The 23,785-nt window shown below is 69.2% G+C and carries 17 protein-coding genes; 10 read left to right on the top strand and 7 right to left on the bottom strand.

Features of this window, described 5'->3' with window-relative positions; translation table 11 throughout:
• Window positions 1-28 precede the first annotated feature (28 nt).
• Window positions 29-3,646: a protein kinase gene (locus ABZ909_RS18220; RefSeq protein ID WP_357000745.1), complete on the top strand. Its 3,618-nt coding sequence runs from the start codon at window positions 29-31 to the stop codon at window positions 3,644-3,646.
• Window positions 3,647-3,757: 111 nt separating this feature from the next.
• Complete coding sequence (locus tag ABZ909_RS18215; protein WP_357000742.1) at window positions 3,758-5,230, top strand: alpha/beta hydrolase-fold protein; 1,473 nt, start codon at window positions 3,758-3,760, stop codon at window positions 5,228-5,230.
• A gap of 56 nt (window positions 5,231-5,286) precedes the next feature.
• Here the strand turns inward: ABZ909_RS18215 and ABZ909_RS18210 are convergent, their stop codons facing one another.
• Together ABZ909_RS18210 and ABZ909_RS18205 are read right to left on the bottom strand one after the other, a co-directional pair.
• Window positions 5,287-6,603: a class I SAM-dependent methyltransferase gene (locus ABZ909_RS18210; RefSeq protein ID WP_357000739.1), complete on the bottom strand. Its 1,317-nt coding sequence runs from the start codon at window positions 6,601-6,603 to the stop codon at window positions 5,287-5,289.
• On the bottom strand, window positions 6,600-8,048 hold the full coding sequence (locus ABZ909_RS18205; protein WP_357000736.1) for an FAD-binding oxidoreductase: 1,449 nt from the start codon (window positions 8,046-8,048) through the stop codon (window positions 6,600-6,602). Before ABZ909_RS18205 ends, ABZ909_RS18210 begins: the two co-directional genes overlap by 4 nt.
• Before the next feature lie 353 nt (window positions 8,049-8,401).
• On the opposite strand from ABZ909_RS18205, the gene ABZ909_RS18200 reads away from it, so the two are divergent.
• Window positions 8,402-8,836 (top strand): SRPBCC family protein, encoded by a 435-nt coding sequence (locus tag ABZ909_RS18200; RefSeq protein WP_354838852.1) that lies wholly within the window; start codon window positions 8,402-8,404, stop codon window positions 8,834-8,836.
• Window positions 8,837-8,846: 10 nt separating this feature from the next.
• Here ABZ909_RS18200 and ABZ909_RS18195 read toward each other — a convergent pair whose 3' ends face one another.
• The gene (locus ABZ909_RS18195) at window positions 8,847-9,200 is read right to left on the bottom strand and encodes a VOC family protein (RefSeq protein ID WP_357000734.1); all 354 of its coding nucleotides are present in this window, start codon (window positions 9,198-9,200) and stop codon (window positions 8,847-8,849) included.
• 15 nt (window positions 9,201-9,215) lie between these two features.
• The gene (locus ABZ909_RS18190) at window positions 9,216-10,025 is read right to left on the bottom strand and encodes a MerR family transcriptional regulator (RefSeq protein WP_357000731.1); all 810 of its coding nucleotides are present in this window, start codon (window positions 10,023-10,025) and stop codon (window positions 9,216-9,218) included.
• A 100-nt stretch (window positions 10,026-10,125) separates the two neighbouring features.
• On the opposite strand from ABZ909_RS18190, the gene ABZ909_RS18185 reads away from it, so the two are divergent.
• Both ABZ909_RS18185 and recR read left to right on the top strand, forming a co-directional pair.
• On the top strand, window positions 10,126-10,458 hold the full coding sequence (locus tag ABZ909_RS18185; protein WP_354838861.1) for a YbaB/EbfC family nucleoid-associated protein: 333 nt from the start codon (window positions 10,126-10,128) through the stop codon (window positions 10,456-10,458).
• Window positions 10,459-10,472: 14 nt separating this feature from the next.
• A complete protein-coding gene (recR, locus tag ABZ909_RS18180) occupies window positions 10,473-11,081 on the top strand; it encodes a recombination mediator RecR (RefSeq protein WP_033090831.1) in 609 nt (202 codons plus the stop codon).
• A 19-nt stretch (window positions 11,082-11,100) separates the two neighbouring features.
• Here the strand turns inward: recR and ABZ909_RS18175 are convergent, their stop codons facing one another.
• From ABZ909_RS18175 to ABZ909_RS18165, 3 genes are all read right to left on the bottom strand, one after another.
• Entirely contained in the window at window positions 11,101-11,307 is a 207-nt protein-coding gene (locus ABZ909_RS18175) for a hypothetical protein (protein ID WP_357000727.1), read from the bottom strand.
• A gap of 144 nt (window positions 11,308-11,451) precedes the next feature.
• The gene (locus ABZ909_RS18170; protein ID WP_357000725.1) at window positions 11,452-12,093 is read right to left on the bottom strand and encodes a hypothetical protein; all 642 of its coding nucleotides are present in this window, start codon (window positions 12,091-12,093) and stop codon (window positions 11,452-11,454) included.
• Window positions 12,094-12,109: 16 nt separating this feature from the next.
• Window positions 12,110-12,328 carry a hypothetical protein gene (locus tag ABZ909_RS18165; protein ID WP_357000723.1) on the bottom strand — a complete coding sequence of 73 codons (219 nt, stop codon included), beginning with the start codon at window positions 12,326-12,328 and terminating at the stop codon, window positions 12,110-12,112.
• A gap of 129 nt (window positions 12,329-12,457) precedes the next feature.
• On the opposite strand from ABZ909_RS18165, the gene ABZ909_RS18160 reads away from it, so the two are divergent.
• The 5 genes from ABZ909_RS18160 (at window position 12,458) to ABZ909_RS18140 (ending at window position 23,704) form a co-directional block, all read left to right on the top strand.
• Window positions 12,458-16,024: a transglutaminase family protein gene (locus ABZ909_RS18160; protein WP_357000720.1), complete on the top strand. Its 3,567-nt coding sequence runs from the start codon at window positions 12,458-12,460 to the stop codon at window positions 16,022-16,024.
• Window positions 16,025-16,047: 23 nt separating this feature from the next.
• Window positions 16,048-18,816, top strand: a complete 2,769-nt coding sequence (locus tag ABZ909_RS18155) for a circularly permuted type 2 ATP-grasp protein (protein ID WP_357000717.1) — start codon at window positions 16,048-16,050, stop codon at window positions 18,814-18,816.
• Window positions 18,816-19,691 carry a transglutaminase family protein gene (locus ABZ909_RS18150; protein WP_357000715.1) on the top strand — a complete coding sequence of 292 codons (876 nt, stop codon included), beginning with the start codon at window positions 18,816-18,818 and terminating at the stop codon, window positions 19,689-19,691. Before ABZ909_RS18155 ends, ABZ909_RS18150 begins: the two co-directional genes overlap by 1 nt.
• 199 nt (window positions 19,692-19,890) lie before the next feature.
• Window positions 19,891-21,693 carry a 2-isopropylmalate synthase gene (gene leuA, locus ABZ909_RS18145; protein ID WP_357000712.1) on the top strand — a complete coding sequence of 601 codons (1,803 nt, stop codon included), beginning with the start codon at window positions 19,891-19,893 and terminating at the stop codon, window positions 21,691-21,693.
• Window positions 21,694-21,829: 136 nt separating this feature from the next.
• Window positions 21,830-23,704, top strand: coding sequence for an AAA family ATPase (locus ABZ909_RS18140; protein ID WP_357000710.1), 1,875 nt, complete (start codon window positions 21,830-21,832; stop codon window positions 23,702-23,704).
• Window positions 23,705-23,785 lie beyond the last annotated feature (81 nt).

Raw genomic sequence — 23,785 nt, 5'->3', positions numbered from 1 at the left:
CGCGGGAGAACACCGGAGGCAGGTCCAGATGAATCCACAGGCGCGCCCGGGCGGCTCGCGGAGTGAGCAGGCCCCTCCCGAGAACTCCACGCAGTCCTACCTTCCCATGACCCTCGACGACGAGCTCGAGGCCATGGGCCTGTTCGACGCGGAGGAGATCGGCCGGGGCGGTTTCGGGGTGGTATACCGCTGTGCCCAGCGGGCCCTGGACCGGGTGGTGGCGGTCAAGGTGCTGTCCACCGAGATCGACGACGAGAGCCGGGAGCGGTTCCTGCGCGAGGAACACGCCATGGGCCGGCTGTCGGGGCATCCGAATATTGTCGACATTCTGCAGGTGGACGTGACGCCCAGCGGGCGGCCCTTCATCGTGATGCCCTATGCCACCCGCGGTTCCCTGGAACAGGTGGTGCGGGACAGCGGGCCGCTGTCCTGGACGGATTCGGTCCGGGTCGGGGTGAAGCTGGCGGGGGCCATCGAGAGCGCGCACCGGGCCGAAGTGCTGCACCGGGATGTGAAGCCGGCGAATGTGCTGCTGAGCCGGTACGGGGAACCGCAGCTCACCGACTTCGGAATCGCCCGCATCCCAGGGGGTTTCCGCACCTCGACGAGTCTGATCACCGGTTCGCCCGCGTTCACCGCGCCCGAGGTGCTCAAGGGCGACGAGCCGACCGTGCGCTCGGATGTGTACGGGCTGGGATCCACCCTCTTCGCGCTGCTGACCGGTCACGCCGCCTTCGAACGGCAGGCCGGGGAGAAGATCGTGGCGCAGTTCCTGCGCATCACCAGTCAGCCGGTGCCGGATCTGCGGGAGCTCGAGATTCCGCCCGACGTGGCGGCGGCCATCGAGGCGGCCATGTCGCCGGATCCGCGTGATCGGCCCGGCAGCGCCGTGGAATTCGGGGAGCTGCTGCGGACCGTGCAGGGTGAGCACGGGCAGGTCCCGGATGAGATGGCGCTGCTCGAGGGTGAACAGCCCGGGGCGGACGGCGCGGATTCCGCTGCCACCCGGACATATTCGCGCCGACGGACGCACACCGTGGTCACCGCCCCGCGCACCCGCTCGCTGACGCTGCGCCCGCAGGGCAATCCCAGCGCCGTGTTCGGGGCCGCCGGCACTACCGAGTTCGGGGCCGTCGGCAATACGCTGCCGCCCACGGCCACAACGAAATTCCTGCCCCCGATGCCGGCGCGCGAGCCGATACCGCGCCCGCGTCTGCTGGAACCGCTGCGCGCGGGCGGTCGCCGCCGGCTGGCGGTGATCCACGCCCCGGCCGGATTCGGTAAGAGCACCGTCGCCGCGCAGTGGTGTGCCGAGCTCACCGATCGCGGGGTGGCGGTGGCCTGGATCGGCATCGACCGTGACGACGACAACGAGGTGTGGCTGCTGGCCCACATCATCGCCGCCATCCGCAAGGTGCGGCCGGAGATCGGCGCGGGGCTCGAGCAGTTGCTGGAGGAGCGGCCCGCCGAGGCGGTGCCGTACGCGGTGTCGGCGCTGATCGACGAGGTGCAGGCGAGCGGGAGCCCGGTGGTCGTGGTGGTGGACGACTGGCATCGGATCACCGACGCGGGGGCGCAGCGGGTGATGGAGTCGCTGCTCGACAACTGTTCGCACGAAATGCGTTTCGTCATCACCAGCCGGGAGCGGACCGGGCTGCCGCTGAGTCGCCTGCAGGTGGCCGACGAACTGGTGGAGATCGGCTCCCGTCAGCTGCGGCTGACCGAGGCGGAGACCCGGCAGATCCTGGTCGGGCGCATGGGGCTGGAGCTGAGCGAGCGGCAGGTGGAACAGATCCACACCGCCACCGACGGCTGGCCCGCCGCGATCCAGCTGGCGGGGCTGTCGCTGCGGTCGGCCGATCACGACGTGGACCGGCTGATCACCGGACTCTCCGGCGACAACAAGGCGATTCGCGAGTACCTCGCGGAGAACGTGCTCGACACCATCGAGCCGCGCATGCTCGAATTCCTCAGTGCCATAGCGGTTCCCGAACGCGTGAACGCCTCGCTGGCCGAGGCGCTGTCCGGCGCGAAGGACGCCGCCGATCTGCTGGATCAGGCCGAGCGGCGGGAACTGTTCGTGCACCGGCTCGCCGACGATCCGAGCTGGTACCGGATGCAGCCGGTGGTGGCCGAGCACCTGCGCACCCGCCTGGACCGCGCCCAGCCCGGGCAGCTGAAGAAGTTGCACGGCAAGGCCTCTCGCTGGTTCGCCGAACACAATTTGATCAAGCAGTCGGTGGATCACGCGCTGGCCGCCACCGATCTGAAGTACGCGCTGGACCTGGTCGAGAAGGGCGGTATGGATCTGATCGACAGCTCCCGGCTGGCGACCCTGTTCGCCACGGTGTCGAAACTGCCGGTGCAGCAGGTGACTTCGCGTTCCAAGCTACTGATGGCGCTGGCCCGGGCCAATGTGAACCTGCAGCAGTCCGGTGCGGCCCGCACCGCGCTGGGGCGGTTGTCGAACATGCTGGCGCGCAGTGGCACCGACGACGCCGAGGCGGTGACCCAGCGCTGTCAGGCGGCGGTGCTGGCCGCCGCCGATCAGGTGGCCCGCGACCGCACCGAGGGCGTGCTCGACAAGATCACCGAATGCCTGAAGCTGGCCGACAACCTCCCGGCGTGGACGGTGTCGACGGCCGCGAATCTGGCCTCCTTCGTGCGCCTGTGCGACTTCGACTTCGAGGGCGCCCGGGACATGCAGGAGTGGGCCGCGCCCTATCACGTGCGGTCGGCCGATCCGCTGGGCGAGGTGTTCGGCCGCTGCGCGCAGGGCGACGCCGCGTACGAGCAGCTCGATATCGACACCGCCACCAGGTGTTTCGAGCAGGCATGGCAGATCGCCCGCGACCGCGCGGGGTCGCGCTCGAACTCGGCGCGGGTGGCGGCCGCGCTGCTGGGCGAGGTGGCCTACCGGCGTGGTGACCTCGACAGCGCCGAGCGGCTGCTGGATCAGAGCCACGAACTGACCGCCCGGGTCGGCCCGGTGGACTTCCTGGTCACCATCTTCGTGAGCGGGGCCCGGGTGAAGGCCGTCCGCGGTGACCTGGAGACCGCCGCGGCGCGCCTGGACGAAGGCGCGCGCATCGCGGCCGACCGCCGGCTCACCCGTCTGGCCGCCCAGGTCCGGGCCGAGCGCCTGCGGCTGGGCCTGCCCGCCGATTCCCTGACCGCGGGCCTGATCACCGACCCGGCGGTCCGCCCGCTGCGGCACGCCACCGGTGCGGCGGCGCTGGCCGCCGAGGCGGAGGAGATCGCCACCATCCGCGCCCTGCTGGCCCGGCACTACCGGGGCGAGGACCGCGCCACCGACGACCTGGCCCCGCTCGGCACCGACGACACCGCGGTCAAGCGCGCCCGTGCCCTGTATTCGCGTATCCGCGAACAACACCGGCCGCGCGCCGAACTCGACGTGGCGCTGCTGCTGGCCGAATGCCTGTCGGTCTCCGGCTGGCTCGGGGAGTCCATCGCTGTGCTCACCCCGGTGGTGGTCCGCTGTGCCGGGCTGGGCTGGTCCCGGCCGCTGCTCGATGCCGGGCCGGGCGTGGTGAACATCCTGCGCACCATGCGCCACGAGATGCCGCTGGACGTCGATACCGATGCGCCGGAGCTGCCGCGGCGATTTCTCGATTCGCTGCTCTGAGCGGCGGATTCGGCGGTACGGTCGGCGAATTCGGGCGAGCGCGCCCAGCATCCAGGCTTCGTGCAGCCTATTCACAGGGTTTCTCGAGGAACGGTATCGAGAATCGCCGACGTGCCTGTGACGACGATGCTGCAGTCCCCGCCCGCTGTGCCGCCGGCACCGCAGTTGCCCGCACAGACCCAGACCGGGTTCGGGGGCGGGTTCCACCACGGGGTTTCACTGCTGCACGGCTGGCTCCCCCAAGTGATCACCTTCGTCGCGGTCTTCCTGCTGGTGGTGGCGTTCGCGCGGTTCACGCGCCGCTGGTGGCTGCTCTGGGTGCCGGTCTGTGCGGTGTTCGCGCTCGGGGTGGTGTGGGCCTCCTGGATGTACACCGACAACGAGGGGCTGGCGTCGGATCCGGCGCCGGCGCTGCTGTGGGTCGCGGTCGGCCTGGCGGGGGCGGCGCTCGCCGCCGCGGTGGTCGGCATCCGGACCGGTGGCTGGTGGCAGCGGATCGTGGCCGTGCTGGCGGTGCCGGCGGCGCTGCTGAACGTGGGCGTCGTGCTGAATCAGTGGGTGGGGTACTACCCCACCGCGAATGCGGCGTGGGCTGCCGTGACGGCGGAACCGCTGCCGCATCAGACCAACCTGGATTCGCTGGCGTCGCTGCGGAACACGAATGTGGGAACCGGGCGGATCGTGCCGGTGGACATTCCGGAATCGGGTAGCCACTTCAATCACCGCACCGAATACGTGTACCTGCCGCCGGCCTGGTTCCAGGGCGACCAGCCGCCCACCCTGCCGGTGGTCATGATGATCGGCGGCGAGTTCAACACGCCCGCGGACTGGGTGCGCAGCGGTCAGATCATGCCCAGCGTGGACGATTTCGCGAAGTCCAACAGCGGCCAGACGCCGATCCTGGTGTTCGTCGATTCCGGCGGCAGTTTCAACAACGACACCGAATGCGTGAACGGCCCGCGCGGCGACGCGGCCGACCACCTCACCAATGATGTGCCCGCATATGTGGAATCGACCTTCGGCACGTCCGCGGATCCCGCGAGGTGGGGGATCGTCGGATGGTCCATGGGCGGAACCTGCGCGGTGGATCTGGCGACCATGCATCCGGAACTGTTCGGCACGTTCGTGGATATCGCGGGTGATCTCGGTCCGGCCGCGGGCAACAAGGAGCAGACCGTCAAGCGGCTCTTCGGCGGCAGCGAGCAGGCCTGGGCGGCCTTCGATCCCACGACGGTGATGCAGAAGCACGGTCCGTATGCCGATATGGTCGGCCTGTTCGACGATCTGACGCCGCCCGCGTGGCAGAAGAAGATGGCCTCCGACCCCAAGGTGAAGGCCTACATGCAGCAGCAGTCGATCGACGAGAGCAAGGTCGGCATGGGCGGCAAGGACGGCGTCTACGACACCGGCGAGGTCGGTGCGGCCGAGGCGCTCTGCGCCCAGGGACAGCAGGTCAATATCAACTGCACCGTGCACACCACTGAGGGCGGGCACACCTGGCAGTTCGCTGCGGCGGCCTTCACCTCGTCATTCCCGTGGATGACCGCGCGACTGGGAATTCCGGTGGCGGGTCTGTCCTCGTAGAGGCGAAAGCAGGCGTGCGGTGAAAGCCGCACGCCTGCTTCGTCTTACGAGGGTTCTTACGCCTTCCACCAGGGGCGTAGCGGCACTGTCCATTCCTGGTCCGCGCCGAGCTTGACGCCCAGGATCTGGTGCAGCTGCACCACATTGCGTTCGAAGCCGAGCTGACAGCCGGCCATGTAGAGCCCCCACACCTTGGCGGTGCCCTCGCCGACCTCCTCGACGGCGGCATCCCAGTTCTTCACCAGGTTGTCGCACCATTCGGCGAGGGTGAGGGCGTAGTGCCGGCGTAGGTTCTCCTCGTGCAGCACCTCGAGGCCCACGTTCTGGACCTCGGAGATGATGCGGCCGGAGCCGGCCAGTTCGCCGTCGGGGAAGACGTAGCGGTCGATGAAGTCGCCCGCCTTGGTGATGCGGGTGTTGTCCGGCCGGGTGATGGAGTGGTTCAGGAACAGGCCGCCGACCTTCAGCTTCGACTTGATGAATTCGAAGTAGGCAGGGTAGTTGTGCACGCCGATGTGCTCGGTGAGCCCGATGGAGGAGACCGCGTCGAACTCACCCTCGCGCACGTCGCGGTAGTCGCTGTGGCGCACCTCGGCGAGGTCGGACAGGCCCTCCTCGGCGATCTTGGCCTGCGCCCACTCGGCCTGCTCGGCCGACAGGGTGGCGCCGATGACCCGCACGCCGTGCTTGGCGGCGTAGCGCACCATGCCGCCCCAGCCGCAGCCGATGTCGAGCAGCCGGTCGCCGGGCTTCAGGTTCAGCTTTTCGAAGACCAGGCGGTACTTGTTCTCCTGGGCCTGCTCCAACGTCCAGGCCGGGTCCTCGTAGGCGGCGCAGGTGTAGGTCATGGACGGGCCCAGCACGTACTCGTAGAACATGTTGGAGACGTCGTAGTGGTGGTGGATGGCCTCGGCGTCACGAGTCTTGCTGTGCCGCAGGCCTTCCAGTGCGATGCGCCGCCAGCGCGGCATGGCCTCCTGTGGCGGCGGGGGCACCGGCTTGAGCAGTTCCCAGCCCAGCGAACGGGCGATGACCACCAGCTGCAGGGCGGTGGGGCGGCGGAACTTCATGCCCGCCATGGCCTTCAGCAGGGCGTAGGGGTCGCCGGGTTCGACGCCGTGGGCGATCAGGTCACCGGAGATGTAAGCACGGGCCATGCCCAGGTCGCCGGGTGCGGTGGCGATGAAGTTGACGCCGCGCGGGGTGGTGATCTCCAGGCCGAACTCCGAGTCCTCCGGTCCGGCGCTGCTGCCGTCGTAACAGGTCAGGCGGATCGGTACGGGTCCGTCGAGGAGGGTCTCGAAGATCTCGGCAATGCTGAGTTTGGTTCCGAGCTCGGCGAATACCTCGGAACGATCCTTGTATGTGGTCACTTGCGTTGCACCGCCTTCGAATACAGATCCAGTAGACGAGAATCCGGGTCGTAGCGTTTCTTGAGGGTGGAGTAGGTATCGCCGCCGTAGTAGAGGGAGGCGAATTCATCCTGGCCGTAGAAGGAGTCCGAATACAGGGATTTATGACCGTCCAGTTCGGACACCTTGCGCTCGATGGCACGGTTGGCCGCGCCGTCGGCCTGTCCTGGCACGGTCGGCACGGCCGACCAGAAACCGACATTGACGTAGCTGCGGCCGGGCTCCAGCGGATAGAGCGGCCAGGGGCGTTCGGCCGCGTCCCGCACCTCCGCGCGGCTGTCGCGCAATCGCAAGGGGCACAACCAGATCGGCTCGATGGGGATCTCGCGGAGGAACCACTCCACGAAATCCGCGGTGTGCTCGATGGGCACCTCGATGTCCTGCACCACTCGTTCGCGCGGCGGATTTCCGTGCCGCGCCTCGATCTTGTCGCCGATCGCGTACCTGTGATCCAGCGCGATGAGCTTCCAGTAGAAGCTGGAGCGCCGATACTGCTGGGGCCAGAAGCGCCGGATCCGCGGGTTCTGCGCTCCGAATGCCCGTGAGCACCAGAACCAGTCGGTGTCCCAGCGCCACAGGTAGTCGTGGATGGTCAGCCGATCACGCTTGGGCCGTGCCGAATCGTGCTGGATGGATCGGTAGTAGATGTCCATGCCGGTGTAGTCGCTGACCGGGCCGGGCTCGTCGGTCTGGCGGCCCAGGACGAGATAGCTCTCGTCGGCGGTGAAGACCACGCCGTCGAGATAGTCGACCGGTTCGCCGTCGTGGGAGCGGTCCGCGATGATCTGTGTCATCATCGCCTCCAGCTCCCGCAGATCGTGGAACCGTATGTGCCGCAATGCCACGTAGGGCAGTACCGGTTCGAGTTCTATCTTCAGCCGGGTCGAGTACCCGAGCGTGCCGTAGGAATTCGGGAATCCGCGGAACAGATCCGCGTGTTCGCCGTCCGGGGTGGCGGTGACGATCTCACCGGCGCCGGTCAGCACGTCGATCTCGAGCACGGATTCGTGCGGGAGACCGTTGCGGAACGAGGTGGACTCGATGCCCAGTCCGGTGACGGCGCCGCCCAGGGTGATGGTCTTCAGCTGCGGGACCACGAACGGGGCCAGCCCGTAGCGCAGGGTGGTGGCGACCAGGTCCTCGTAGGTGGTCATGCCGGCCACGTCGGCCGTGCGGGCCTCCGGGTCCACCGCGATGACCTGCGTCAATCCGGACACATCGAGGCCGGGTGCGGTGCTGCGCGCCCGGGCCCGGAAGAGGTTGGACGTCTTCTTGGCCAGCCGTACGTTCGCATCCGGCGGTATGGCGCGGTACGAGGCCAGGAGGTGATCGACTCCGGCCCGATGCGCGGCGAAACCTGATTCCTGTGCGGCCGGTGCGCGGCCGGCCTTCCCCAACAGACTCACTGCCACCTTCGGAAACCTAGCGTGCACCGACCGGTACGGCCAGCAGGGGAGCACCGGCGGGGCGGGTTTTCACGCACAGTTTGCATGCGTGTCGGCGGGTGCGACCTGCCGCGTAGCGAGGGTATTCCCGTCCTCGCCGTGATGATTGTTACTTCAGCTAACAATTGGGTTACGGTGCGGCCAGGCGCTTTACGGCGGGTCGTCGAGCTCCTGATCGAACCGTCGTCGCCGGCGCCGGCCAGCAGCCGACCCGACGCGGCGCAGCGAACCGGCGCACCCCGATGCGGCGTAGCATGACCGGCGGTAGCAGGGCAGAGTGCCGGTCGGCCCGCGCAATCACTAAGGAGCACATGGTGGGACAGGTCAGCGCCTCCAGTTCGATCGTCGTCGCGGCGGATCCGAAGCGCACCCTCGACGCGATCGCCGATTACGAGACAGTGCGGCCCAAGATCCTCTCCGCGCACTACCGCGACTACAAGGTGGTCGAGGGCGGCCAGGGCGCCGGCACCGTCGCGGAGTGGACCCTGCAGGCCACCGAGAAGCGCTCCCGCAATGTGCGCGCGGCCATCTCGGTCTCCGATTCCATGGTGACGGAACGGGATTCGAACTCCTCCATGGTCACCGCCTGGACCGTGACCCCCTCGGGCACCGGCTCGCTGGTCACCGTGCGCACCACCTGGAAGGGTGCGGGCGGCATCGGCGGCATCTTCGAGGGCATCTTCGCGCCGCTCGGCCTGAAGAAGATCCAGGCCGAGGTGCTCGAGAACCTGAAGCGCGAGCTCGCCTAGCGAGCGGGGGTCAGCCCTCGCCGCCGATATCGAAGAGGTTGCCCTCCGGGTCCGCAAGCGTCGCCCACTTCACGCCGTATTCGTCGAAGTCCGCGAGATGTTTGGCCCCGAGGGCAACCGCGCGCTCCACCTCGGCGGTCAGTGCGCTGCCTGCACTCAGATCGACGTGCACGACGTTCTTGCCCGGGTTCTTGTCCGGCACCTGGACGAACATGAACGTCGGGGTGGCGGCGGCGTTGTCGATGGTCGCGAAATGCTCGTTCGCGCCCTCGTCGACCGGGCGGTCCAGCAGTTGCGCGTAGAAGCCCGCCAGCGCGGCGGCGTCGTGGCAGTCGAAGACGACATTGCCTAGAGACAGTGCCATGGATTCCCTCCTTCTTCAGAGCCGGCCGATGGGCCAGCAGACTTCGGTGCGGTAGTCGGCGGGCCGGGCGTCACCGGGCCCGACCAGGTAGATCTCGCGCACGGGTTCGGCGAGCGCGGTGTCGTGTTCGGCCACATGGCTGCCCAGCGCGCCATAGGTGCGGTCGAATTCGGTGAACGGTCCCGCGTGGACGGCGATGGCGAACCGGCGGGCGGGCAGGTCGAGGACGGTCCCGGCGTCGATGCGGTCCCGGTGCCGCTCGTCGATGGGCACGAAGGTGACGACTTCGCCCCGGTCGTATTCGAAGAACTCCGGCGCGTAGGTGGCGCCACCCGGTCCGGAGGGTGCGAGGTTCGCGGCGGTCAGTTGCGCATACATGGTTCCGTAGCTGTGCTCACACCACGCATCGCACTCCTCGCGCGCCACTTCCGATCTCATGGCCAGCGCCGGATAGCTTGCGACGGAACGGTATTCGACGTTGATCCCGGTCGACGGCAGCAGGAGCGCCCGGAGCGAGGCCACCACGTCGCGGGTGCGCACCAGCTCGGCCTCCATGCGCTCGAGATGCGCTCGGATGGCCGCGTCCCGAGCCGCCTGATCCGGGGCGGCCATCACCGCCTTGATCTCCGGCAACGGCATGTTCAGCTCGCGCAGCCGCTTGATCAAGTGTGCCTGGTCCACCTGCTCGGTCGAATAGAACCGGTAGCCGGAGCCCGGGTCGATCGCGACGGGGGCCAGCAGGTCGATCTCGTGGTAGTACCGCAGCGTCTTGATGGTCAGGTAGGTGAGCCGGGAGAACTCGCCGATCGGAACCGTTGCCGTCATGCCCTAAGCGAACACCCTCCAGCGAGGGGAGAGTCAAGCAGCGCGGAGCGCGTCGCCGACTAGGCTGGGGGCGATCACCATCCCCCAGGAAGGACGCGCCGTGCAGCCCGGTGAAGGTTTCGATTTCCAGCAGTTGATGGCCCAGGCCCAGCAGATGCAGCAGGCCGTCATGGCCGCGCAGCAGGAGATCGCGGAGTCGGAGGTCGAGGGCGAGGCGGGCGGTGGCCTGGTGCGCGCCCGGATCCGCGCCACCGGCGAGGTGCTGGCGCTGACCATCGACCCGAAGGTGGTCGATCCCGAGGATGTGGACACGCTGCAGGATCTGATCATCGGCGCGCTCAACGACGCCATGGAGACCGCGCAGAACCTGGCCGCCGAGCGGCTGGGCCCGCTGGCCGGCGGTCTCGGCGGCGGCGCGCTGCCCGGACTCTGATCGGGGCTGGGTAGGTGTACGAGGGTCCGGTTCAGGATCTCATCGACGAGTTGGGCAAGCTGCCCGGCGTCGGCCCGAAGAGCGCGCAGCGCATCGCATTTCATCTCCTCTCGGTGGAGCCGCCGGAGATCGACCGGCTGCAGGCGGCCCTGCAGAAGGTGCGGGACGGCGTGCGGTTCTGCGCCGTCTGCGGCACCGTCTCCGACGGAGAACTGTGCCGCATCTGCGCCGATCCGCGGCGCGATCGCACCATGATCTGCGTGGTCGAGGAGCCCAAGGATGTGCAGGCCATCGAGCGCACCCGTGAATTCCGCGGGCGCTATCACGTGCTCGGCGGTGCGCTCGACCCGCTGTCGGGTATCGGCCCGGACCAGTTGCGCATCCGGGAATTGCTGACCCGCATCGGAAATCAGGACGATGGCGTGGATGTCACCGAGGTGATCATCGCCACCGACCCGAATACCGAGGGTGAGGCGACGGCCACCTACCTGGTCCGCATGCTGCGCGATTTCCCGGGACTGAGTGTGACGCGCTTGGCCTCGGGCCTGCCCATGGGCGGCGATCTGGAATTCGCCGACGAATTGACCCTGGGCCGCGCCCTTTCCGGGCGTCGCGCCCTGTAAGTGGTTTACCGGGATTGGGTTATGTCCAGGTCGGCGGCGCGGGGAGCGCCGCCGGCTGCGGGCAGGGGATGTGCTGAACGTTCCTGGGGATATCGGCCCCGGCCCCGCTGGCGTGCAATGCCACGGCGATAGCGAAGGTAGCCGCCAAACCGGCCACGACTGCCAAACCCTTACGCAAGGTCCCGGTCTTCAAGGACGGGCGTAGCTTCGACGGGCGTAGCTTCATTTTTCGCTCCTCGCCTCGGTGAGTAATTCGTACAAGCTCGGAAACACCGCGTGCAATTAGCGAAATGCTAGCTTTCCTGCGCGAGCGCAGCCTTCATTCCGGGGGGTTGGAAGTGGAAATTGAAATCTGTCTGTTATTCGACGGTCAGAACGTGAGACGTTGCCAATCCAGCGCGGCGAATCTCGAACGATCTCCCGTGGCCCAGCCCCAGATCAGATCGGCCACAATTCGCGGGTCGTTCGCGGTGGCGGCGAAATGCTTGTCGGCGGACCCTTCCCGGTATTCCAGGTCGTAATGCCCGTCCGGATGCCGATAGGTCTGGATGTAGATCTGATCTCCGGTTTCCACGATCAGATACGGACCGGGCTGTCCCAGCTCCGGAATCCACAGCTCCACCAGTTGCCGTGTCAGATACGGGAATTCACCCGCCCCGCCGTGCGTGACGGCGGCCGTGACCGATTCGGCCGGATCCACCAGCCAGGCCAGCTGCGGGTCCCACAGCGCATAGTCGTGCGGGGTGCCCAGCTCGAACAGCAGCCCGCGCACATGCCCGATGGCGTCGTAGGGGGTGGACACGAACAGGGCGTCGCCCAGCACGCCGTCGACGGCGGGCGAGCCCAGGAAGCTGTCCGCCTCGGGCAGTTCGCCATTGCGCTCGTCCAGCTCGGCCGCGATCTCGGCGACGGCGTCACCGGCCGGTCTGCCGTCCTGCGCGGTCAGGTACGTGTCCACCTCGGCGGGGGACACGGCGGCTCCGGAGGGCAGCAGAACGAGGTCGTAGCTCACCCGGCCAGGCTAATGGCTAGCCGGCGCGGGTCTGCCGCCCGGTGTCCGCCGCGGCGGCGGCACAGCCGCAGCCGCCCGCCATATCGGAGCAGTCGGCCACGAACAGATGCCGTGACCGATCGGTCTCGAAGCAGTCGGATTCGGTGCATTCCACCGATCCGGTGGCGTGCACGATCAGTGTCCCGTGGCAGTGATCGAGTGCCGATTCGCACGGTGAGCAATCCGCAGGATGCACCGCAACCTCCTTCACGCGTCGTTACGGTGATATCACCCGCGTGCGACATCTGCGGGAGCTCACCGCGTGTCGCCCGAACTGTCGGAAAAACTCCAGCGTGTCCCGGCCTTCGCGTGGTGAACTGGACAGATGGGGATCAAGGTTTCCCTCGAACACCGCACCACCTATTCCTTCGACCATCCCGTGCGCGTCCATCCGCATGTGGTCCGCCTGCGACCCGCCCCGCATACGCGCACCGCCATCGAGGCGTACTCGATGCGGGTGACCCCGGGGAACCACTGGGTGAACTGGCAGCAGGACGCGTTCGGGAATTTCCTGGCGCGCTTGATCTTCCACGAGCCCACGCCGGAACTGTCCATCGTGGTCGGGCTGATCGCCGATATGGACGCCATCAATCCCTTCGATTTCTTCGTAGAGGAGCACGCCGAGCATTTCCCGTTCGGCTACTCGCCGCAGTTGTCCACGGACCTCGAGCCCTATCTGCGGCCGGTGGACGAGGGCGAATCCGGTTCCGGCCCGGGCGCTTCGGTGCGGGACTGGGTGCGCCGCCACACGCCGTCGGACCGGCCGCGCACCATCGACTTCCTGATCGCGGTGAATCAGGCGCTGCGCCACGATGTCGCCTACACCATCCGGATGGAGCCGGGCGTGCAGTCGCCGGATCACACGCTGCGCGCCGCCCTCGGCTCGTGCCGGGATTCGGCCTGGCTGCTGGTGTCCATCCTGCGGGAATTCGGGCTGGCCGCCCGCTTCGTCTCCGGGTACCTCATCCAATTGGCCCAGGACGTACCGTCTCTGGACGGACCCTCCGGGCCGCCCGCCGATTTCACCGACCTGCACGCCTGGACCGAGGTGTACCTGCCCGGCGCGGGCTGGGTGGGCCTGGACCCCACCTCGGGCCTGTTCGCGGGGGAGGGCCACATTCCGCTGGCCGCCACCCCGCATCCGGTCTCGTCGGCGCCGATCACCGGATCCACCGACCCGGTCGCCGCCAGCCTCGACTTCTCCAACACCGTGCGCCGGATCCACGAGGATCCGCGAGTCACCCTGCCCTACACCGATTCCCAGTGGGAGCGCATCCGCGCCACGGGCGCGGAGGTGGACGCCCGCACCGAGGCCGCCGGGGTCGGCCTGACCATCGGCGGTGAACCCACCTTCGTCGCCCTCGACGATCGGACCGGTCCGGAATGGACCACCGAGGCCGACGGCCCGCGCAAGCGCGAACGCGCCGCCGACCTGGCCGAACGCCTGCGCCGCATCTACGCGCCGACCGGCCTGGTGCAGTACCGCCAGGGCAAGTGGTATCCGGGAGAACCCCTGCCGCGCTGGGAAATCGCCATGCTGTGGCGTGACGACGACGAACCGCTCTGGCGGCACCCCGACCTGCTCGCCCACCCCTGGCTCCCGCTGGCCGGCCATGTGGGTGAGGCCGCCGCGGGGACATCCGGTGCGCCCGAACAGCGGCGGGCCGCGCCGGGCGGCGCACGTCGATCACGTGGCTCGGACCCGGTGACCGAAATGCTTGGCACAGCGGATGTTTCGAGTTCGAACGGTATCGCCGAGCGTCGGGTGGTCGCGTCGAATCCGGATAGTCCCTCGCCGGAGCCGGCCGTGACCGGGACGGAACCGTCGTGTCCCCCGGACGCACGGGTCGCGCGGGCGGTGATCGCCCACATCGCACGGGGCCTGGGGCTGCCGGACAGTCAGGTGCGCCCCGCCTACGAGGATTCGCTGCTCCGGATGGCCGCCAAGGCCGCTGTGCCACAGGGCGATCCGGTCCGTGCCGACGAGGATCTGGACAGCGGCGGGGATTCGCCGTCGGCGCGCAGCGCGCTGCTGGCTCGGCTGGATGCCGCCGTCGGCGAGCCTGCCGCCTACGTGCTGTCGCTGTATCGCCGGGACGACGAGGCCGGGTGGGCGAGCGCCGACTGGAAGCTGCGGCGCGGTCGAATCGTCCTGACGGAGGGCGATTCCCCGGCCGGACTGCGGTTGCCACTGCGGTCCGTCACCTGGAACGCGCCGCCGCCGCGACCCGAGGCGGACCCGTTCGCGCCGCGCCCGCCGCTGGCCGCGGATGAGCCGCCCGCGGTGGTGGAGTCCGCCGAGCGCGCGCCGATCACCGCGCTGGTCGCCGAGGTCCGCGACGGCCGGCTGTTCGTATTCCTGCCTCCCGTCGAGGAATTCGGCGCGTTCTGCGATCTGGTGCGCCGGGTCGAGGAAGCCGTCGTCGCGGTCGGGCAGCCGGTCGTGCTGGAGGGTTATCCGGCACCGGTGGACGGCCGGCTGCATACCCTGTCCCTGGCTCCCGACCCGGGCGTGATCGAGGTGAACGTCCAGCCCACCACCGGTTTCACCGAGCAGTCGCGGCTGCTGGAGACGCTCTACGAACAGGCCCGGCTGGCCCGGCTGAGCACCGAATCCTTCGATGTGGACGGCACCGACCGCGGCACCGGCGGCGGCAACCACATCACGCTCGGCGGCCGCACCCCGGCGCGCTCACCCCTGCTGCGCCGCCCGGACCTGCTGGTGTCCCTGCTCACCTACTGGCAGCGGCATCCGGCGCTGTCCTATCTGTTCTCGGGCCGGTTCATCGGACCGACCTCGCAGGCGCCCCGCGTCGACGAGGGCCGCGAGGACGCACTCTACGAACTGGAGATCGCCTTCGCCGAGATCGCCCGCCTGAGCCGGGCCGCCGCGGCCGCCGATCCCGACGAGCCGGCCGCGCCGCCCTGGGCGGTCGATCGCGCGCTACGCCACCTGCTCACCGACCTCACCGGCAATACCCACCGCGCCGAATTCTGCATCGACAAGCTCTACAGCCCGGATTCGGCGCGCGGCCGCCTCGGACTGGTGGAGTTGCGCGGCTTCGAGATGCCGCCGCACTTCCGCATGGCCATGGTGCAGTCGCTGCTGGTGCGGGCGCTGGTGCTGCGGTTCTGGGAGCACCCCTACACCGCGCCGTTGCTCCGGCACGGCGCCAACCTGCACGGGCGCTACCTGCTGCCGCATTTCCTGCAGGCCGATATCGCCGAGGTGGCGGCCGATCTGCGCGCGCACGGCATCGAATTCGACACCAGCTGGCTGGATCCGTTCTCGGAGTTCCGTTTTCCCCGGTTCGGCACGGTGGTACTCGGGGATATGGAAGTGGAACTGCGCGCGGCGATCGAGCCGTGGAACACCCTCGGGGAACAGACCACCGCGTCTGGGACCGCGCGATACGTGGACTCCTCGGTCGAGCGCCTGCAGGTCCGGGTGACCGGGGCGGACCGGGACCGGTATGCGGTGACCTGCAACGGTTTCCCGCTGCCCCTCATCCCAGCCGGGCGGGCGGACGTGCAGGTGGCGGGCGTGCGGTATCGGGCGTGGCAGCCGCCGGAGTCGCTGCATCCGACGATCACGGTGGACGCACCGCTGGTCTTCGACGTGGTCGAACTGCAGACCGGCCTGTCCCGCGGCGGCTGCACGTATCACGTGAGCCATCCAGGCGGTATGTTCTATGCCGGGCCGCCGGTGAATTCGGTGGTGGCGCAATCCCGGCGCAATCGGCGATTCGAATCCTCCGGGCACACCCCGGGCCCGGTCGATATCGCGGATTTGCGTGCCAAAATGGCCATACAGGCAACAGATGTCGGCGCGCCCGGAATACTCGATCTGCGCCGGGCGCGGACCGTGTGGGGCGTCGTCGGCGATCGATAGGCATACCCGGGGAAGTGGTAGCGGTGACAGTGCTCGACGCAGTGCCACCCAGCGAGGAGTTCGCGAATTACCGTGCCGCCGCGGCCGATACCGGCACCCGCGACGCCTGTGGCCTGGCCACCGGCGGCTTCTACGACGAACTGGTCGATCACGACGGCCGCCTGCGCAGCCTGTGGGCCGACCTGTCCGCCGACTTTCTGGACCAGGGCCGGGCCGGACTGCACCGCATCGACGGCCGGGTCCGGCGGCTGATCGAGGACGACGGCATCACCTACACCGAACTGACCAGCTCCGAGGAGCCCACCACGCCCTCGCCGTGGCGGCTGGACCCGATTCCGCTGCTGCTCTCCGACACCGAGTGGGCGGCGCTGGAATCCGGTGTGGTGCAACGCTCCCGGCTGCTCGACGCGGTGCTCGCCGACGTGTACGGCCCGCGCCGCACCCTTACCGAGGGCCTGCTGCCGCCGCAGGTGGTCTTCGCGCATCGCGGCTATGTCCGTGCCGCACACGGTATTTCACTGCCTGGCCGGCATCAGTTGTTCCTGCACGCCTGCGATGTCAGCCGCTGGAGCGACGGCGGCTTCCGGGTGCTCGCCGATTGGGCGCAGGCTCCTTCCGGCGCAGGCTATGCGCTGGCCGACCGCCGCGTGGTGTCCGCCGCCATTCCCGAGGCGTTCGAGCTGGCCAGCCCGCGTCCGCTCACCCCGTTCGTGCGGGCCATGCGGCTCATGCTCATCGAGGCCGCGCCGCGCGGCGCCGACGAGGACCCGGTGGTCGTGGTGCTGAGCCCGGGTGTGCACTCCGAAACCGCCTTCGATCAGGCGTATCTGGCCTCCGTGCTGGGCTTCCCGCTGGTGGAGAGCGCCGACCTGGTGGTACGCGACGGCCGGCTGTGGATGCGCTCGCTGGGCACGCTCGAACGGGTCGACGTGGTGCTGCGCCGCGTGGACGCCGAGTTCTCCGATCCCCTGGACCTGCGGCCGGATTCGCGACTGGGCGTGGTGGGTCTGGTGGAGGTGCTGCGTCGCGGCGCGGTCACGGTGGTCAACACCCTGGGCAGCGGGCTGCTGGAGAATCCGGCGCTGGCCGCGTTCCTGCCGCGCCTGTCACGGCGGCTGCTGGACGAGGAGCTCACCCTGCCCGGCATCGAATCATATTGGGGTGGAGACGATTCCGAACGCTCTCACCTGGCGGCCAACCTGCACCGCCTGATCCTGCGCTCCACCGTGGACGGCACCACGGTCTTCGGTCCCATCCTCACCGCCGTGCAGCGTGCGCAGTGGCGGGCCCGCATCGAGACCGAGGGCTGGAAGTGGATCGGCCAGGAACCGGCCCGCTTCTCGGTCGCCCCCGCGGTCGACGGCTCCGGCGGACTCGCCGCCGCCCCCGTCGCCGTCCGCCTGTTCTCCCTGGCCGGACGTGTCGGATACCGCATCATGCAGGGCGGATTGGGGCAGCTGCATCAGCGCGGCGGACCCGAGGGCACGGTGGGGGAGGCCGCCGCCAAGGACGTCTGGGTGCGCGCCGCGCCCGCCGCCGTCAAGGCCGTGCCCGCGGCGACCGCCGAGGTGCCCGAGGAGCGTGAGCGCCGGGTGGTCGCGGTCGCCTCGATGGAGGTGGTCAGCTCGCCGCGTGTGCTCAACGACCTGTTCTGGCTGGGCCGCTACGGCGAGCGCGCCGAGGTCACCGTGCGCCTGCTCAGCGCCATCCACGAACGCCACCAGGACTACCGCTACCGGCCGTGGCTGGAGGGCGCGGAGGCCATGCCCATCCTGATGGCCGCCCTCGCCCGCATGACCGGCACGACCCCGGCCGAACCGAAGCTGCCTGGCGTGCCGAAACCGACGGCCGTGCAATCGGATTCATCGGAGCGTCGGCGCAGGCGCCGCCAGTCCGAGGCGCAGACCGCTGCACAGACCCGGTCAGGATCCCAGCCGCCGCGGCGGCGCGAATACTCCGACGAGCCGACCGTCCCGATCGCGCTGCCCGGCGCGTCCCGCCGCGACCACGACTACCTGGTCTCCCTCACCGTCGACCGCGGGGTTCCCGGCTCGCTCGCGTTCTCCGTGGAGCGCTACGCGAAAGCCGCACGCGCCGTGCGTGATCAGCTCTCTCCCGACACCTGGATGGTGCTCGGTTCCATCGATCGCGCCCTGTCGGAGTATCGCGCTGTCCGCGGCGATCGCGGCGCGGCGCTGTCGGCCGTGCACTCCCGCGCCCTGTCCGCACTGTTGTCGCTGACCGGCATCGACGCGGAATCGACCGTGCGGGATACGGGGTGGCATGTCATGGACATCGGCCGCCGCATCGAGCGCGCGCTGGCGCTGTCGGCCCTGCTGACCTCCGCCCTCACCGGCGCCTACCGGCCGGAGGTCGGCCGGGTGGTGACCGACGCGGTCCTACAGGCCACCGTGTCCGCGGTGAGTTACCGCCGCCGGCACGGTGATTCGGTCCGCATCGCCGCCGTCGCCGGACTGCTGCTGTTCGACGGGCACAATCCGCGCTCGCTGGCCTACCAGCTGGAACGCCTCGAGGACGACTTCCCGGCGCTGCCGGGGGCCTCCGGATCCTCACGCCCGCAACGACTCCTGGCCGATGCCCAGCGCATGCTGCGCCGCGTCGACCCGGCCGAGCTGGAGACCGTCGCGGACGGCCGCCGCACCGAACTGGCCGAGCTGCTCGACGGCGTCCACCTGCGGCTGCGCAAACTCTCCGAATCCTTCGAGGCGAGCCGGCTGTCGGTGCCGCGCGAGATCCAGCCGCTGTGGGGCTCCGCCCGGGTGGTGGGCTGATGCGCCGCTATCGGGTGCTGCACCGCACCGTCTACCTGTACTCGGACGTGGTCAGCAGCTCCTACGGCCGCGCCTACCTGACGCCGCGCGAGTTTCCGGGACAGCGGTTGCTGTCCCACGACATTCGCGTCGATCCCCTCCCGTCGGATCGATCGGTGGGCACTGACGTGTACGACAACACCACCCTCTACTTCCACGTCACCGCCGAACATCGCCGCCTGGAGGTGACCGGCGAATCCCTCGTCGAAGTCGGCGCGCCCGCCGCGCCCGCCGCGCAGCCGGCCTGGGAGCAGGCCCGCCCGACCGCCGAGAACGGCCCGCTCGCCGTGGAATTCACCCTCGACCTGACCCCGCCCGAGATCATCCCCGAGGTCGCCGCCTACGCCGCCGAATCCTTCCCGCCCGGGCGTCCGCTGCTGGACGCGGTGCGGGAACTGACCGCGCGCATCCACACCGACTTCGCCTACGAATCCGGCTCCACCACCGTCAGCACCAGCGTCGCCGACGTCTTCGCCGCCCGTCACGGCGTCTGCCAGGACTTCGCCCGTCTCGGCATCGCCTGCCTGCGCTCCCAGGGGCTGGCCGCCCGGTATGTCTCCGGCTACCTGTCCACCGACCCGCCCCCGGGCAAGGAACGCATGGTCGGCGCGGACGCCACCCACGCCTGGGCCGCCGTCTGGCTCCCGGGCGGCGCCGGGCACTGGATCGGCTTCGACCCCACCAACGGCCAGTTCGCCGACGACCGCTACGTCACCGTCGCCTGGGGTCGCGACTACGCCGACGTGCCGCCTCTGCGCGGCATCATCTATACCGACGCCAAGGAATCGATCATCAGCGTGTCGGTCGATGTGGCACCGATCGCCGCCGATGAGTGACACACTCGCACTGTGGCCCCCGCCTCCCCGACTTCCGGGCGTCTGTTGCGCCCCTGTAAGCTCGCGATCATCATGCAGCGGGCACTTCTCCTCGGCCGCCGCGACGGGGTCTGATTCGGACCGGCTCCCGTCGCGGGGATCTGCCGTGCCGGTCTACCCCATACCTGGGATCCAGCCACACCCTCGGAGATAAATCGCCATGTCAGCCGCTGACGCTTTCGTATCCGGTACGCGGTCCATCACCGCGCCGTCCAAGCCTGCGCCCGCCGACCAGCCCGCCTGGAACACGCAGAAGAACTCCTCCATGCCGGTCTTCCGGTACCGGCCCTTCGCCGAGGAGGTCGAGCCGGTCACCGTGCCCGACCGCACCTGGCCGGACAAGATCATCGACCGCGCGCCCGGCTGGTGTGCCGTGGACCTGCGCGACGGCAACCAGGCGCTGATCGACCCGATGAGCCCCGCCCGCAAGCGCCGCATGTTCGACCTGCTGGTGCGCATGGGCTACAAGGAAATCGAGGTCGGCTTCCCGGCCGCCTCGCAGACCGACTTCGACTTCGTCCGCGAGATCGTCGAGGACGGCGCGATTCCGGCCGACGTCACCATCCAGGTGCTGACCCAGTCCCGGCCCGAGCTGATCGAGCGCACCTTCGAGGCCTGCGCCGGCGCGGCCAACGTGATCGTGCACTTCTACAACTCGACCTCGATCCTGCAGCGCCGCGTCGTCTTCCGCGCCGACCGCGACGCCGTCAAGAAGATCGCCACCGACGCCGCCGAGCTGTGCCTGGAGGTCGAGAAGCGCTACCCGGACACCAACTGGCGCTACGAGTACAGCCCGGAGTCCTACACCGGCACCGAGCTGGACTACGCCCGCGAGGTGTGCGACGCGGTCTCCGAGATCATCGCGCCGACCCCGCAGAAGCCGCTGATCATCAACCTGCCGGCGACCGTGGAGATGGCGACGCCCAACGTCTACGCCGACTCCATCGAGTGGATGCACCGCAACCTGGCCCGCCGCGACTCCATCGTGCTGTCGCTGCACCCGCACAACGACCGCGGCACCGCCGTGGCCGCGGCCGAACTGGGCTACCAGGCCGGCGCCGACCGCATCGAGGGCTGCCTGTTCGGCAATGGCGAGCGCACCGGCAATGTCTGCCTGGTGACGCTGGGCATGAACATGTTCTCGCGCGGCATCGACCCGCAGATCGACTTCTCCAACATCGACGAGATCCGCCGCACGGTCGAGTACTGCAACCAGCTTCCCGTCGCCGAGCGCCACCCCTACGGCGGCGACCTGGTCTACACGGCCTTCTCCGGCTCGCACCAGGACGCCATCAACAAGGGCCTGGACGCCATGAAGGCCGCCGCCGACGCGCAGGGCGCCGACGTGGACGACATCGTGTGGGAGGTCCCGTACCTGCCCATCGACCCGAAGGACGTCGGCCGCACCTACGAGGCCGTGATCCGGGTGAACTCGCAGTCCGGCAAGGGCGGCGTGGCCTACATCATGAAGACCGATCACGGGCTGGTGCTGCCGCGCCGGCTGCAGATCGAGTTCTCGCAGGCCGTGCAGAAGATCACCGACGGCGAGGGCGGCGAGGTCACCCCGAAGGAGATGTGGGACGTCTTCTCCGAGGAGTACCTGACCCCGATCCTGCCGCTGGAACGCATGCGCCAGAAGGTCACCGCCTCCGAGACCGACGGCGGCGTCGATCACATCGAGGCCGTGGTCAAGGTGGACGGCGTCGAGCACGCCATCTCCGGCGAGGGCAACGGCCCACTGGCCGCCTTCGTCGACGCGCTCGCCACCATCGACTACGACGTGCGCGTGCTGGACTACAGCGAGCACGCCATGTCCTCCGGCGACGACGCCCAGGCCGCCGCCTATGTCGAATGCGCCATCGGCGATCAGGTCACCTGGGGTGTCGGCATCGCCACCTCCATCACCACCGCCTCGCTGCGCGCGGTCGTCTCCGCAGTCAACCGCGCTGCCCGCAAGGCCTGAGCGAAATCGCAGGTAGGAGAGCCCGTCTCGACGTTGTCGAGGCGGGCTCGCCGCGTCCGGACGGGTCAACAATGCTAGCGTTGGGGCGCATTAGCGCCGAGCTCTCTGTTCGAGCCGTCGAGCAGATGGGGGACACGTGACCACGAAAGATCAGAATTCGACCTCTAAGCCTGTGCAGGGCAAGGGGGATACCGACGACGCCGTCAAGTTGGCCGATGTCGAGGCCGAGCAGGTCGAGGTGCAGGCCGACGGACAGGCCGAGAACAACGGCGCGGCGAGCGATTCCGAGGAGCAGGTGGCCGGATTCTTCCCGCCGGTACCGGATTCGATCGACCGGGCCGTGCCGCACAACGGTCCCTTCCCGGGGCCCTACGGGCCGGGCGGGCCGGACGGCCACAACCCATTCGCGAGCGATGGCCACAATCCGTTCGCGCCGGGCGGTCCCGGGCCGTACGGCCAGCCGGGCTTCCCGCCCGCCGGCGCGTTCCCGCCGCCGGATGCCGGGCAGTTCGCGCCGCCGCCGAATCCCGGTGCGCCGGGCGGTTTTCCGCCGCCGGGTGCGCCGCTGGGTGAGGTGCGCGAGCAGACGCCCTACGGCGAGATCCGGCAGGAGATCGGCAGCGACGGCATGGTGCGCCGGGTGTTCCCCGAGCCGCCGGGCGTGCCGGGTGACGGTGAGAAGCCCGGGGAGCCGGGACATTTCGGTGGTCCGGGACAGCCGGGGCAGTTCGCGCCGTCCAATGATCAACCGGGCGGGCCGATCTACAGCTGGTCGCCGCCCCCGGCCGCGCCGCCGCTGCAGACCCAGCTATCCCAGCCGCAGCCCCAGGTCGGTTTCCAGCCGGGCTGGAATCCGCAGCCGCAGCAGGGTTTTCCGCAGCAGCAGGGCGGTTTCGGGCAGCAGTTCGGGCAGCAGCCGCTGCCTCCGGGGCATTCGGTCAATGATCTGAATCTGTTGAAGCGGGCCAAGCGGGCGCCGCGCAGCGGGTGGCGGCGGGCCGTGCACAAGGCGTCCGGCGGTGCCATCAACCCGGGCGAGTCGGCCGCGGACGTGGTGTACCGGCAGCTGGTGGACCGGGTGAACCAGCCCGTCCGCGGGGACTACCGGATCGCGATCCTGTCGCTCAAGGGCGGCGTCGGAAAGACCACCACCACGGTCGGTCTGGGCTCCACCTTCGCCTCGCTGCGCGGTGACCGGGTGATCGCCATCGATGCCAACCCGGACCTCGGGACGCTGGCGCACCGTGTGCCCCGGCAGACCCGCTCCACGGTGCGAAACCTGTTGGAGGACGGGCACATCTCGCGGTATTCGGATGTGCGGGCCCACACCTCGCAGGCGCCGAGCCGACTGGAAGTGCTTGCCAGTGAACAGGATCCGGCCGTGTCGGAGGCGTTCTCCGAGGCGGATTACCGCAAGGCCATCGGCATCCTGCAGCAGTTCTACAACATCATCCTCACCGACTGCGGCACCGGCCTGATGCACTCGGCCATGTCCGGCGTGCTGGATATGGCCAGCTCGCTGGTGCTGGTGACGTCCCCGGCCATCGACGGCGCGCGCAGTGCCTCGGCCACCCTGGACTGGCTCGACCACCACGGCTATCACAAGCTGGTGGAGCGAACCGTGGTGGTGGTCAACGCCTCTCGCAAGGGTTCCTCCACGGTGGACCTGGACCAGCTGCGCAAGCTGTTCCTGGACCGGACCCGCGCGGTGCAGGTCGTCCCGTTCGACGACCATCTGGCCGAGGGCGCGGAGATCGACCTCGAACTGGTCGGCAAGCCCACGCGGCGGGCCCTGCTGGAACTGGCCGCCATGGTGGCCGACGATTTCGGCTATCAGGCTGTGCAGCAAGGGTTCCCGCCGCAGGGCGGCTTCCAGCCGCAGCCCCCGCAGGGCGGCTTCCAGCCGCAGCCCCCGCAGGGCGGATTCGCGCCGCAGCAGGGCGGCGGTTACCCGCCACAAGGTGACGGCGGCTATCCGCCGCACGGCGACGGCTTCCGGCCGCAGGGCTGATCCGGTATCGAACACGAAATGCCCCGCGGTTCAACTGAACTGCGGGGCATTCCTATGAGTCGGCCTCGGGAAGGGGAGCGG

The organism is Nocardia sp. NPDC046763, from assembly GCF_040645495.1.
Taxonomy (GTDB): domain Bacteria; phylum Actinomycetota; class Actinomycetes; order Mycobacteriales; family Mycobacteriaceae; genus Nocardia.
Note: the sequence above shows the minus strand (reverse complement) of the source record. Positions and strands in the feature narration are given on the sequence as shown.